General features: G+C 63.6%; 11 protein-coding genes and 1 tRNA gene. 6 read left to right on the top strand and 6 right to left on the bottom strand.

Annotated features, from left to right (window positions below; all coding sequences use genetic code 11):
* Positions 1-26: 26 nt before the first annotated feature.
* Positions 27-2,801: a pyruvate dehydrogenase (acetyl-transferring), homodimeric type gene (aceE, locus tag E1161_RS24460; protein ID WP_132627084.1), complete on the bottom strand. Its 2,775-nt coding sequence runs from the start codon at positions 2,799-2,801 to the stop codon at positions 27-29.
* 302 nt (positions 2,802-3,103) lie between these two features.
* Here aceE and E1161_RS24455 point away from each other — a divergent pair, with 302 nt between their 5' ends.
* From E1161_RS24455 to E1161_RS24435, 5 genes are all read left to right on the top strand, one after another.
* A complete protein-coding gene (locus E1161_RS24455) occupies positions 3,104-3,538 on the top strand; it encodes a DUF3052 domain-containing protein (RefSeq protein WP_093420851.1) in 435 nt (144 codons plus the stop codon).
* A 110-nt stretch (positions 3,539-3,648) separates the two neighbouring features.
* Complete coding sequence (locus tag E1161_RS24450) at positions 3,649-4,113, top strand: peroxiredoxin (protein ID WP_132627083.1); 465 nt, start codon at positions 3,649-3,651, stop codon at positions 4,111-4,113.
* Between the two features lie 94 nt (positions 4,114-4,207).
* A tRNA-Val gene (locus E1161_RS24445) sits at positions 4,208-4,282 on the top strand.
* A gap of 89 nt (positions 4,283-4,371) precedes the next feature.
* Complete coding sequence (locus tag E1161_RS24440) at positions 4,372-6,162, top strand: tyrosine-type recombinase/integrase (RefSeq protein WP_132627082.1); 1,791 nt, start codon at positions 4,372-4,374, stop codon at positions 6,160-6,162.
* Between the two features lie 13 nt (positions 6,163-6,175).
* Positions 6,176-6,769 carry a hypothetical protein gene (locus E1161_RS24435; RefSeq protein ID WP_132627081.1) on the top strand — a complete coding sequence of 198 codons (594 nt, stop codon included), beginning with the start codon at positions 6,176-6,178 and terminating at the stop codon, positions 6,767-6,769.
* Positions 6,770-6,839: 70 nt separating this feature from the next.
* Here E1161_RS24435 and E1161_RS24430 read toward each other — a convergent pair whose 3' ends face one another.
* A complete protein-coding gene (locus tag E1161_RS24430) occupies positions 6,840-7,034 on the bottom strand; it encodes a hypothetical protein (RefSeq protein WP_132627080.1) in 195 nt (64 codons plus the stop codon).
* Between the two features lie 98 nt (positions 7,035-7,132).
* On the opposite strand from E1161_RS24430, the gene E1161_RS24425 reads away from it, so the two are divergent.
* On the top strand, positions 7,133-7,339 hold the full coding sequence (locus tag E1161_RS24425; protein ID WP_207920379.1) for a MerR family transcriptional regulator: 207 nt from the start codon (positions 7,133-7,135) through the stop codon (positions 7,337-7,339).
* Between the two features lie 1,603 nt (positions 7,340-8,942).
* Here the strand turns inward: E1161_RS24425 and E1161_RS24415 are convergent.
* From E1161_RS24415 to E1161_RS24400, 4 genes are all read right to left on the bottom strand, one after another.
* Complete coding sequence (locus E1161_RS24415) at positions 8,943-10,118, bottom strand: M48 family metalloprotease (protein ID WP_207920378.1); 1,176 nt, start codon at positions 10,116-10,118, stop codon at positions 8,943-8,945.
* A 365-nt stretch (positions 10,119-10,483) separates the two neighbouring features.
* On the bottom strand, positions 10,484-11,026 hold the full coding sequence (locus E1161_RS24410) for a flavoprotein (RefSeq protein WP_132627078.1): 543 nt from the start codon (positions 11,024-11,026) through the stop codon (positions 10,484-10,486).
* Positions 11,023-12,222 carry a helix-turn-helix domain-containing protein gene (locus tag E1161_RS24405; RefSeq protein ID WP_132627077.1) on the bottom strand — a complete coding sequence of 400 codons (1,200 nt, stop codon included), beginning with the start codon at positions 12,220-12,222 and terminating at the stop codon, positions 11,023-11,025. Before E1161_RS24405 ends, E1161_RS24410 begins: the two co-directional genes overlap by 4 nt.
* A 271-nt stretch (positions 12,223-12,493) precedes the next feature.
* Positions 12,494-12,856, bottom strand: coding sequence for a helix-turn-helix domain-containing protein (locus E1161_RS24400; protein WP_132627076.1), 363 nt, complete (start codon positions 12,854-12,856; stop codon positions 12,494-12,496).
* Positions 12,857-12,889: the final 33 nt, after the last annotated feature.

Here is a 12,889-nt window from a genome sequence, read left to right as displayed (position 1 = left end):
GGTCTCCGGGGCCAGTGGGGTGGGAGTCAGGCGTCACCGGGGTCGGACGTCTGCGGGCCTGCGGCCTGGACGTCGTCGATGCGGTACTTGCGGGCGGCCTCGACCACCGTGGCCTTGTCGACCTGGCCCGTCCTGGCCAGCGCGGCCAGGGTCGCGACCACCGTGGACTCGGCGTCGACGAGGAAAACCCGACGTGCCGCGGGACGGGTGTCGGAGAAGCCGAAGCCGTCCGCGCCGAGGCTGACCATCTCGCCCGGCACCCACGGCCGGATCAGGTCGGGCACCGCCCGCATCCAGTCGCTGACCGCCACCACGGGGCCCTCGGCCTGCGACAGCGCGCGCGTCACGTGCGGGACCTGCGGTTCGGCACCCGGGTTGAGCAGGTTGTGCCGGTCGACCTGCTCGGCCTCCCGGCGCAGCTGCGCCCACGACGTCGCCGACCACACGTCGGCCCGCACGCCCCAGTCCTCGGCCAGCAGCCGCGCGGCCTTGAGGACCTCCGGCAGCAGCACGCCCGACCCCATCAGCTGGGCGCGCGGCCCGGACCCCGAAGGAGCCTGCTGATACCGGTAGAGCCCGCGCAACAACCCGTCCACGTCCAGCCCGGACGGCTCGGCGGGCTGCTGGTACGGCTCGTTGTAGACGGTCAGGTAGTAGAAGACGTTCTCGGCGTTCTCGCCGAACATCCGCCGCAGACCGTCCTTGACGATGTGCGCCACCTCGAACGCCCACGCCGGGTCGTAGGCCACCACCGCCGGGTTCGTCGCGGCGATGAGCTGCGAGTGCCCGTCGGCGTGCTGCAGGCCCTCCCCGGTCAGCGTCGTGCGGCCTGCTGTGGCGCCGAGCACGAACCCGCGCGCCATCTGGTCGGCCGCCGCCCAGAACCCGTCACCGGTGCGCTGGAAGCCGAACATCGAGTAGAAGATGTAGACCGGGATCATCGGCTCGCCGTGCGTGGCGTAACTGGTGCCTGCGGCAGTGAAGGAGGCGGTGGAACCGGCCTCGTTGATGCCCTCGTGCATGATCTGCCCGGTATCGCTCTCCCGGTAGGCCAGCATCAGCTGGTAGTCCACCGGCGTGTAGAGCTGGCCCTGCGGGTTGTAGATCTTCTGCGACGGGAACATCGAGTCCATGCCGAAGGTCCGCGCCTCGTCGGGGATGATCGGCACGATCCGCGCACCGATCTCGGCGTCCTTGGCCAGGTCCTTGAGCAGCCGGACGAACGCCATCGTGGTGGCGACCTCCTGCTTGCCGGAGCCCTTGCGGACCACCTCGTAGACCTTGTCACCGGGCAGCACCAGCGGCTTGGACCTGACCCGGCGCTCCGGCAGGTACCCGCCCAGCTGACGGCGGCGGTCCTGCAGGTACTGGATCTCCGGCGAGTCCTGGCCGGGGTGGTAGTACGGCGGCTCGTAGGGGTCGAGCTGCTCGTCGGAGATCGGGATCCGCAGGCTGTCGCGGAACAGCTTGAGATCGTCCAGCGTGAGCTTCTTCATCTGGTGCGTGGCGTTGCGGCCCTCGAAGTGCGGCCCGAGGCCGTAGCCCTTGATCGTCTTGGCCAGGATGACCGTCGGCTGCCCGTGGTGTTCGGTGGCCGCCTTGTAGGCCGCGTAGACCTTGCGGTAGTCGTGGCCGCCGCGCCGCAGACCCCAGATCTCGTCGTCGGTCAGGTGCTTGACCATCTCCTTGGTGCGCGGGTCGCGTCCGAAGAAGTGCTCGCGCACGAAGGCGCCGTCGTTGGCCTTGTAGGTCTGGTAGTCGCCGTCGGGGGTCGTGTTCATCAGGTTGACCAGCGCCCCGTCGCGGTCGGCGTGCAGCAGCGAGTCCCACTCGCGGCCCCACACGACCTTGATGACGTTCCAGCCAGCGCCGCGGAAGAACGCCTCCAGCTCCTGGATGATCTTGCCGTTGCCGCGCACCGGCCCGTCGAGCTGCTGCAGGTTGCAGTTGACCACGAAGGTCAGGTTGTCCAGGCCCTCGTTGGCGGCCACGTGCAGCAGGCCACGCGACTCGGGTTCGTTCATCTCGCCGTCGCCGAGGAAGGCCCACACCCGCTGCTGCGAGGTGTCGGAGATGCCGCGGTCGTGCAGGTAGCGGTCAAACCGGGCCTGGAAGATCGCGTTCATCGGGCCCAGGCCCATCGACACGGTCGGGAACTCCCAGAAGTCCGGCATCAACCGCGGGTGCGGGTAGGACGGCAGCCCGCCGCCGGCCCCGGCGTGCGAGTGCTCCTGGCGGAACCCGTCGAGCTGGTGCTCCGTGAGCCTGCCCTCCAAGAACGCGCGCGCGTAGATGCCGGGGGAAGCGTGGCCCTGGATGTAGAGGTGGTCGCCGCCTCCGGGGTGGTCCTTGCCCCGGAAGAACCAGTTGAAGCCCACCTCGTAGAGGCTCGCCGAGGAGGCGAAGGACGAGATGTGCCCGCCCACTCCGATGCCGGGCCGCTGCGCGCGGTGCACCATCACCGCGGCGTTCCAGCGCATCAGCGCCCGGTAGCGGCGTTCGGTCTCCTCGTCACCGGGGAACCACGGTTCCTGCTCGGTGGGGATGGTGTTGACGTAGTCAGTGCTGGTCAGCGACGGGACGCCGACGCCGGTCTCGCGGGCGCGCTGGAGCAGCCGCAGCATCAGGTAGCGGGCGCGCTGCTGCCCGTTGGCCGACAGGACTGAATCGAAGGACTGCAACCACTCGTCGGTCTCCTGCGGATCGATGTCGGGCAGGTGGGAGGCGAGGCCCTCCCGGATCACCCGGACCCGCTGGGCGGAGACCGCGTCGTTGGTGGCGTCGTTGTTGAGCGCGGACAAGGGAACTCCTCGACTACGTCGGGATTCGTGGCGGGTTTTCGGTGGTCGGACGTGACGTCCGACACCGCTATCGTCCCCCATGTTCGGGCCTGGTGGGCGCCTCCGACACCCACCACGACGCACCGCAGGCTGTTGGTGCGGGCGATGCCGGTCTAGAGTCGGACCTCAACGCGTTGCTACGGCGTGTCGTGCGCCTAGCAGTTGCGCCGGTGGCGGTCCGCAGTGTTCGCTATCGGCCAGGTTTGGAAGTCGTGTGGGACCAGATGGTCACCGCACCGGTGCATTGGAGGAGTGAGCAAACCGTGGTCGCCGCGGGAGACGCCGGTAAAGGCGAAGCCGACGTCGCCGAGAGGCTCGACATCGAGCCGGAGATGGTTGTCCAGGAAATCGGCTGGGACGAGGACGTCGACGACGACGTCCGGGCCTCGATCGAGGAGCGTTGCGGGAGCGATCTGCTCGACGAAGATGCCGACGAAGTGGTCGATGTCGTGTTGCTGTGGTGGCGCGAAGACGATGGCGACCTCACGGACACGCTTCTCGATGTGATGACGCCCCTGTCCGACGACGGGGTCATCTGGGTGATGACCCCCAAGACCGGCCGCGACGGATACGTCGAACCGGCCGACATCGCCGAGGCCGCCTCTACGGCGAACCTGGCACAGACCGCGAACGCAAGCGTCAGCGAAGGCTGGATGGGAACCCGGCTGGCATACCGCCGGGCCAAGGCCCGTCGCTGAGGCGGTTCGCGGTTCGAAACGTGGGCACCGATGTCGCCATCGGTGCCCACTTTCGCTGCGAAGTGTAGGTTCGGCCGGGACAAGGTCATGTCGAACAGGAGGGTGCTTTCATGACTGTTGAGGTCGGTGCGCAGGCGCCGGACTTCACGTTGCCCGACTACAACAAGGAAAAGGTCTCGCTGGCCGATTTCCGGGGCAAGAAGAACGTCCTGCTGGTCTTCTACCCGTTCGCGTTCAGCGGTGTCTGCGAGGGTGAGCTCTGCCAGGTCCGCGATGACCTGAGCGAGTTCCAGAACGACCAGGTTCAGGTCATCGGCGTTTCGGTGGACACGCCGTTCTCGCTGAAGGCGTGGGCCGAGCAGCAGGGCTACACCTTCCCGCTGCTGTCGGACTTCTGGCCGCACGGCGAGATCGCCAAGGCGTACGGCGTGTTCAACGACGCCGCCGGAATGGCCAATCGCGGCACGTTCCTCATCGACACCGAGGGCAAGGTCCGCTTCGCCGAGGTCAACCAGCCCGGCGAGGCCCGCGACCAGAACGTCTGGAAGAAGGCCGTGGCGGAACTGACCGCCTGACCTGCTCGCGGACGGGTCGACCGGCCACGGAGCCGGCCGCGACACCCCGGTAGTGTTACCGAGGTGTCCGACCGGCTCAGCCGTTCGACCACCAGGGCGCATAGCTCAGCGGAAGAGCACCTGCCTTACAAGCAGGGGGTCGTTGGTTCGAACCCAACTGCGCCCACCATCGGTGACCTGGTGTTTTAGTTCGCCCGGGTGTTGGTCCGGCCTTCCCATGGCACGGTTCATGGCACAAGTCGCCCTTACTCTTGATGTATGGGCGGTCCCAAGACCAAGCGGGGAAGACGGCGCGGCAACGTCGAAGAGCTGCCGAACGGCAACCTGCGGGTCCGGGTCTATGCGGGAACTGACCCCGTGACGAAACGCGCGCACTACCTCCGCGAGATCGTGCCAGCAGGCCCCAAAGCAGATCGTGAAGCCGAGAAGGTCCTGACCCGGCTGCTGAACGAGGTCGACGAGCAGCGGAACCCGAGGACCAGTGCCCCGGTCAAGCAGCTGTTGAAGCGCTACTTGGATCACTACTTCGAGGGCGAGCCGAGCACCCGCGACCAATACCGCAGCTACGTGCGCAACCACATCGCTCCGTTCATCGGCGACGAGCCGGTCGGCCGCATCGACGCCGACATCCTGGACTCGCTCTACGCCGAGCTGCGCCGCTGCCGCGATCACTGCACGACGGGCAGGCGCATCGACCACCGCACGCGTAGCAAGCACGAGTGCGACGCTCGCTGCCGTCCGCACGAATGCAAACCGCTCGGGCCGACGGCGATCCGTCAGATCCACTACTTGCTGTCGGGCGCCTACAAGCGTGCGAAGCGGTGGGGATGGGTCGCCAAGAACCCGACCGAGGATGTCGATCCACCGGCCTCGCCGCCGGCCGATCCGAGCCCGCCTAGCGCGGAGGAGTCGGCCAAGATCCTCAACGAGGCGTGGCAAGACGAGGATTGGGGCTGTTTGCTCTGGCTGGCCATGACGACCGGCGCCCGCCGTGGTGAGCTCTGCGCACTGCGTTGGTCGGACTTCGACGCCAGTGCAGCGGTTCTCTCGCTGAAGCGCGCTATCGCAAGGGACCCTGAGCGGCGCGTCTGGTTTGAGAAGGACACCAAGACCCACCAGCAGCGACGCGTCGCACTGGACCCGGTCACCGTCGAGCTCCTCAATGAGCACCGCGAACGCTGTTCCTCACGAGCCGCGGCTATCGACGTCGACTTCACATCCAGTGGGTTCATCTTCTCGCACGCCCCGGACGCCTCCGAGTTCCAAAAGCCCAGTTCAGTCACGCAACGGTACGACCGCATGGTCGACAGGCTGGGCATCAACACCACCCTGCACAAGCTCCGCCACTACTCGGCGACCGAGCTCATTTCCGCCGGCGTCGACGTCCGAACGGTGGCCGGCCGACTCGGCCACGGTTCGGGTGGGCAGACCACACTGCGCGTCTACACCGCTTGGGTCTCTGAAGCTGACCAGCGTGCCTCAGCAGCGCTGGCTGATCGCGTTCCGGAGCGTCCGAAACCGTTGAGTCCGGCAGAGCGGGTGCGGGCGAATCCGCGGAGTCCCTACGAGAAGCTCGCAGTGGATCTGTATGAGCAGGTCGAGCGCGGCGAGCGAACGGCTGGCAGTGAACTTCCGCCGATGAAGCGGCTGGCCGTTGACTACGCGGTTTCCATCGGGACCGTCCACCGGGCGATCCAGTTGTTGCAGGAGTGGGGGACTGTCGAGGTCGCACAGGGCAAGCGGGCAAAGGTCAGCCAGAGGCAAAGCGCCGAGGTGAAAGCCTCGGAACCTTCCGAGCAGACACTGGCTACTCCGGATGAGAACCGCAGCAACTCGGAGATGCTCGAGTTCGACGTCCGACGCGGTGGTCGAACCATCCAGACGTTCTCTGCAGAAGCAGACCCGTCGAATGCTGCCCACCTGCGCATGCTCCTCACAGCCGCAGTGCGTCGTGACGGCCGAGAGCCGGGCGAGATCCTCGACTACGAGATGGAAGTCCGCCGACCTGAAGGCACGGTGATCAAGACCTTTGTGACCATGCCGGCCTGATCGCATGTCGTGAATGCGGCTGATGGCAGCGGTGTTCATGCACAATGGCGGCGTGGATCAGACGGCAGACTGGACCCGAGTAGAACCAGGTCAAGAGACACAAGGCTGGGAGCTCCACGTATCTGAGGACGGCCGCCAGGCGGTTGTAAGAGGCCCGGCTGGCGTAGCCGTCACCGATCTTTCAGGGCCGGTCCTACGGCTGCTCGCCGGTGGCCTGCACACCGCTGATCTGAAGCGCCCGACCGAGCGGCCCTTCGAGTGGACCGTCGAAGTCGCGGAAGACACGGTCCGTCGGGCGAAGGAGAACGGGCGCATCTTCCTTCGTGCGCTCATCGATGAAGGTGGCACAGCAACCGCTGACCGCTTGCGCGAAATCACGGGGATGGAAGCGCTGCAGCACGCCACGCAGACCCTGAGCATGGCTGCGTCCAAGGCTCTTAAGGCCAAGTTTGGGGATGAAGGCCGCAGATGGCGGCACTTCTTCGAGCGATGCCCGCATCCTGAGGACCGCGCCGGAGTGCGTGTACACAGCTACCACCTGCCAGAGAAGCTGATTCCGTGCTTCGACGAGGCCCTGAAGCGCGTCGAGCGCTCGGCAGCCTCTTAGCCTCCCGACGATCGGCACCCTCGAACTGACCTTGTTGATCCGGAGCGCTGCGACTGTGCCGCAGTTCGATTCATGCCATGTCTGAGCCGGTGATCATCGGCTGGACGTCACCACCGCGGAGCTCTTCCGCGAGGGCAACGAGCTGGCTGGCCAACCGTTGCCGCTGCTCGGGCGTGTATCGGCCCCCGCCGATCTCAAAGGCCGCCTCGTCCAGTTCCCACTGTGCCGACCGCGCCAAGAGCGCGAGACGCGCATCGGACCGCATGCCCACCTCCAACAAGGCAAAGTAGGCAATCAGGGTATTTCAGTTCCATCGAGGTAAGCAAGGCAGCGGCATCCGTTCGAGGCACACACGATGGCTGAGTGGCCGACGATGAGACTCCGCTGATCTCCAGCTCCGAGCTGGCCAAGAAGCTTGGCCTCGCCCGGCGGACCATCTCGCACTACGCCAAGAACGGCTGGATCACCCCAGCCCTCATCACCCCAGGCGGCCAATACCGCTGGCGCTACGACGACGTCGTAGCAGAGATGCGCGAGCTAGCCGAGCAACGCCGAAAAAGCGCAAACTGATCGGATTTCAGCTTTGGTGTGCATGTTTAGGCTTTCTCGTCTTCGCGTAGCCGGCGGCCATGTCGGGGTCGCTTGCCGCTGTGCTCGAGTCGAGCCTTGAGCGGCCGCCGAGGGCTACCTTCGGCCCGCCCCGGGGGGCCGACGGCAGGCTTCAATCAATCATTCTCCAGACTCTTCCTCCTCCCCTTCCGGGGAAGCCTTCTCGTTTAAGGAATTCGCACATAGTTCTCCGAAAGCTGTCACGTGAAGTTCCGACCCGAAGGATAGACCGCTAAAGGTCTGCCCCTTATCAGAGTCGCTTATCAGGCCGTGCGTTTCCAAACGTGCAACTACGGAATCAATAAGTGAATCGAGTTTTGGCTCAGCTTCAAGAAGCACCCCAATTCCTGCCGTGTTTTCACTCTGCCTTGGGCGCTTACCCAACCTAGTTTTCGGTCTTTAGCCATCAGTACAAGCACTCGTGCATCTACCGGCTCGAGGGCGGCAAGTGTCGACACAATTCGCAGCTGCTCATCAACGCGGAGCTCCATCCATCCCGGCCGCAATTGCGCGGCCAAGTGTTCGAACCTTGCGGGCATCTTCCGCCATTGACGCAGCATTCAGGGCCTGAGTAAGGAGCTGAAGCTTTCGATCGTCCCCAATGGCCTGGTTAATGAGATCCTCAAATGGGCAACCTGCAGCTTTACTGGCTGCGGCTCCAGCCTCTTGAACCCTCTGGAACTTCCTGATCCAGGATTGCCGCGCCAAATGTGAGAGCTCCTCAATCCAAGGCGCTACACATCCAGAGATGTACTGTCCGGCCTCCGGTCCCAGATTGCTTGTTATCCAAACGCCAACCGCTGCGCCACCCATATTAGCGAGCGTCTTATCAAACGCGGAGCCAATTCGCTCATTATCGTCAGCCATTACTCCCCCAGTCGACCATGGACTCCTTAAGGTCCGAATAAGGCCATCAGCCGCATCCTTGTGAAGAGTGGCAATGTGAATCAATTCAAGAACAGCTGATGACTACGAAGTAGAGTCGTTAGACTCTGGCGATGTGAGCGTGGGGCAGATCTGGTCGAGCTCGTCGAGGGTCGAGGATTGTGCAGTGGCAGTCCGGTGTGGTGAGGTTGGCCGGCGCCGGGGCGGCGTCGTAGCCCCTGGCGCCTGCGTCCGTACTGGGCTTCCAGTCGCTTGTGCGCGGCGGCTAAGGCATCGAAGGCGGGGCCAGTCCGGGATTGATGCCCGCAGTGCGTCGGTGGCCTCATCGGTGTTGCCCAGGTCCAGCTCAGTGGCCATGCGCTGGTAGATCGGAGCGAGCACCTCGGAGAACAGGTACTTGGGGTCAGCCTTTGTTGGATGTCCTCGGCGTGACCAAACGCGAGTAGCCAGCTCAGCGTCGCCGTGCTCGCTCCGCTGATCTCCAGCTCCGAGCTGGCCAAGAAGCTTGGCCTTGCCGGCGGACCATCTCGCACTACGCCAAGAACGGCTGGATCACCCCAGCCCTCATCACCCCCGGCGGCCAATACCGCTGGCGCTACGACGACGTCGTAGCGAGCTAGCCGAGAACGACTCCAGAACGATCAATGAGCGTGAGCATAGTTTGTTCGCTGTGACCTGATCACGAATCTGGAATAGCATCGCTCAAAGATCCTGATTGCTTGAGGAGCCACAGGCAAACAGAATTGACGTTGCCTTGGTTGAGCTCAACTTTCTTGGCGTTTGCGTCGTACGATTGGTATGCTATTGAAGAAAAGGCGGCCAATTGGGACAGCTGCCCCAAAGGGTGGCCGCGATCAGCGTCGCGTGGGCGGTTAACGGAAAGCCAGAAGGTAAGTCGGGATATCAGCTGGAATCGCTTATCGAAGCCTGGGTGAGTGGACGAAGAGTCATGCGCCCAGTTTCCATTTAGATGCGCTAGCGATAGCAGCGCTATGGTGGAGCCGAAGATCGACCGATATAAGTACCCAAAGTCAGGAAGACTGTCAGTCGCTCGGGCAACGATTAGATAGGCGAGCAGGTCTGCCTGCAACTCGTCCTGCTGGCTTCGGTTGATCCCGGTTAGCAAGTCAGCGGAACCTGAGTCGGTAAGGGCCTGATCGACAACCTCCTTAGCCTTCTTCTTTTCGCGCCTGGACACAGTGTGCCCCAACAGGTGATGTGATAGCTCGTGTGCAATAATGAACTCTTCGCATACAGATTCTACGTCCGAGAGAACCTTTGCGCGGCTCGGATTTGGCGTCCTGCTTCTTGACGTTCCCCCTGGCTGAACAAGGCTAATGTCTGCCCAGTCTTTTCGCTTTTCTTCGATCTCAGACCAGTGCAAACTCAGTTCCTGAGACATCTTTTGAGCTTCTTCAAGCAATAGCGCTTCACTGGCCGAGTCGCAACTGTAGGCCATTTCAACTAGCTTTGCTATGTAATCTCTAAACCTGTCGAAGACGTGCACGTAGTCCGTCAGAATAAAAGAATACTGCGCATTAATTTCGATGATCCCGGCTTGTTTTTCTGTCCAAGCGGCGGCGTTTGCCTCTCCATCTAGAACCCTTCCGGCGAAGAGGTTATTTGCCAATGCTCGCCATTCGGGCGGGATTACATCGATTAGACTTTCAAGGGTGTTCTCCAAGGATGGGCAGTTTGATCGAGTCGCGTTCCATTTTTTGAGTGCGGAAGTGTATTCGGCGGAGATCAGGTGTGACTTACCGGCGCGGTCGAAATAGTATTCCCAAAAGGTCTTGTTGGTCGGCATCTTGTGTGTCGCAAAGAATTTTCCACGTGAGTTCCTGAGGTTCGCCACCGTTGCCCTTCCTGGTTTGGTCGTTAGTCTGGAGTGGGGCCGTCCTGACGCTGCCTGTTTGACGACGACTCCGCCGGTATGAGCAGTCGCTGCACTGCACCACCGCCGTGATCATGATCATGCCACATGGAGCGCTATGTGTTGTTCAAGCTGGGGGATCCGCACTTTGTACGAGCGGCGAGGGGGCTGGTAAAACTGCGCGCAACTTCGGCCTTATCGTGCGGCCAGTAATGTCGGAAATTTGCCACCAGCCATATAAGGTCGAGTATGAAAGTCTTCTTAAGTGACTATCTTTCGCTAATTGTCGTTGATTGAGTGCTACAGTGCCGCGTTCCGCGGGTGCTTAGAAGCGCGGAAGGATCGGTTCATGCACTCTTGTCTCGATCGTTCTCCGTTAGTAGTGCAAATACAATTGCGGACCAATTAAAGGTGGCGAGATTATCTTGTCCGCGGCCCGTGATCGAGTCCGGTTCAAGGACCTTTACGCCGCAGCCGCTTAGCTGGTTGAGACTCGACTGATACGCAGGATGCTGGCGTAGGGTTTGCTTGACGCACGGTGCGAACACCATTGGGATGTCTGCGCCTAGGAGTTCGTTGAGCAAGCTTGCAGCGAGAGTGTCGCTGATACCGGCGGCGGCCTTATTGAAGGTGTTGAAGGTCGTCGGGGCTGCGAGTACGGCATCGGCCGGTGGTAGCGGGTCTTGTTCGTCCGGGAGTCGTGGGTGAACTCGGACAGGGAAGCCGGTTTTGGTTTCCAGGCTTGCCGGGTCAATCCAGGTTGCTGCGGTGGGCGTCAGGATGACGCACACCGAGTAGCCGGCATCGTCGAGTAGTGCCAGCGGTTCGTCGAGTTGGCGGACTGGGGGAGCGGCTGAGGCGATGAGGTAGACGACTGGCCGGTTGCTCAATGCAGGACACCTGCCCGTTTTGCGAGTGGGCGCAGTCCTGGGGTGGCGGAGCGCCGCTCGCGCTTGAGCATTTCGCGGAGGAGTTCTCGCACGATCACGTTGTATCGCAGGGCCTGTGGTGCGACTCGCTCGGCTTCCATGAGGTTGACGACTACGGCGGCGTCTTCGCGGTGCTGGGAGTACGCCCAGGCGGTGTCGATGTGGACCTGTGCCCGACGGCTCTGGAGGCCTTCGGGCATGTTGTTGGTTTCGATGCTTTCGGCCAGGTCGATGGCTTGTCGGGAGTCGCCGAGTTCGGCGGCGGCCGAGACGCGGTGGATCGCGACGTTCGTCGGCCCGAAGGCCGTCCAGCCGTGGTTGCCATCCTGGCCGAGGGCGTCGGCGAGGTACTGCGCGCGCCGGAGGCGGTCGGAAGCTTCACTGCGGTCACTACGCCGACCAGCGATCACGGAGCCGATGAGGAACAGCGCGCCCTGGTAGGAGAGGCCGAGAGGGCTGTCGTCGGCGAAGTTCTCGGCGGTCGTCATGGCGATCTGCTCGGCGCGCTCTACCTGGTCGAGCTTCAGGAACGCGCATGCGACCTGGTAGGCCGCTGCTGCGCCCAGGGTCGCGGAGTCGGATTGGAGTGCTGCGTTGACCGCCCGGTCCGCGGCGATCCAAGCAAGCTGTCCGTCGCCGGTCTTCGTCACGAGCTTGGCCGCGGCGACGTAGACGTGGTTCTGCACCTCGAGCGCGCGGCGGCGGGCGGCTGGAGCCGCCTCAGCCACCATCGCATCGCTCGTGGTGATCAAGCTCGGCAGGATGCTGGCCGCAGCGCCGTAGTCAGCGGCTTGGTACCGCCTGTGCACCTCAGCCGTCAGACGCTCGATTTCCTCCAAGTCGCCTGCCGGCACCTCGCTAAGGCCGAGACCGGGGTAGGCGCTGAGTGCGCCGCGGATCTCCTCCAGCCCGTTGAGGTCGGGCTGGCCGTTCGGCGCGTGCGCCAGTCGATTGCCGGCGAGTGTCTCGACATCTGTCTTGAGGACGCGCGCGATGTCGATCAGGACCGAGAGACGGTCAACCGAGCGAATCTGGCGCTCGACCTGCGACAACCAGGACTCTGACCGTCCAACGAGCTCGGCAAGTTCGCGCTGGCTGAGTCCGCGCCGGCGGCGGTAGATCCGGATGCGTTCGCCAATGGGCCCTTCAGTCACCATGCGCCCATTCCACCTCCCCGCGATTCCGGCTACCCGCACTTTTGTACTAGTCCGGCCCGCATTCGACTGCGGGCGTCAGTTTGTGCGGGTCAGGCGCGTGTACGGCCTTCAGGCTACTGGCCATGACCACCGATCAGCAGGTGCAGAGGAGTGGCCAGGATGTCGGCTAGCGATAACGCGAACCGGGAAGCGCGTAGCCACGACACGCGTGGTCGGGAGCGAGGAATCAGGACCGACGAGGTAGATCACCTCATCAGTACGGTCCGGGAGCTCAGGGCTGCTCGTCTTCGCGCTCTTGGCGATGCTCGACGGCTTCGACACGAGTCCTGAGCTCATGAAGCTGCTCCAGGACGTCGTCGAGCTTCTGCAGGACCGGGTCGTTCGCCTCGTCGGCGTGCGGTTCGGCCGACGTGCCGGCCAGGACGTTGCTGAGGTAGTCAGCTGGCCAGTCCAGCGCTTCGGACAAGGCTTCGAGCGTCCGCGGGTTCCGTCGTCGCGGCACCTTGTTGTACTGCAGTTCGCGGATGGTGGCCGGCGCAACCTTGGACTTCGCCGCCGCATCGAGCTGCGTCATGCCGAGCTCTTCCAGACGGGCCGAGATCGCCTTAGCTACGGCCGCCCAATCGTCCGCCACTGCTCACCTCCACGTGGTGTTCCTACGTGAGGC

Source organism: Saccharopolyspora aridisoli, assembly GCF_004348445.1.
Taxonomy (GTDB): domain Bacteria; phylum Actinomycetota; class Actinomycetes; order Mycobacteriales; family Pseudonocardiaceae; genus Saccharopolyspora; species Saccharopolyspora aridisoli.
Note: the sequence above shows the minus strand (reverse complement) of the source record. Positions and strands in the feature narration are given on the sequence as shown.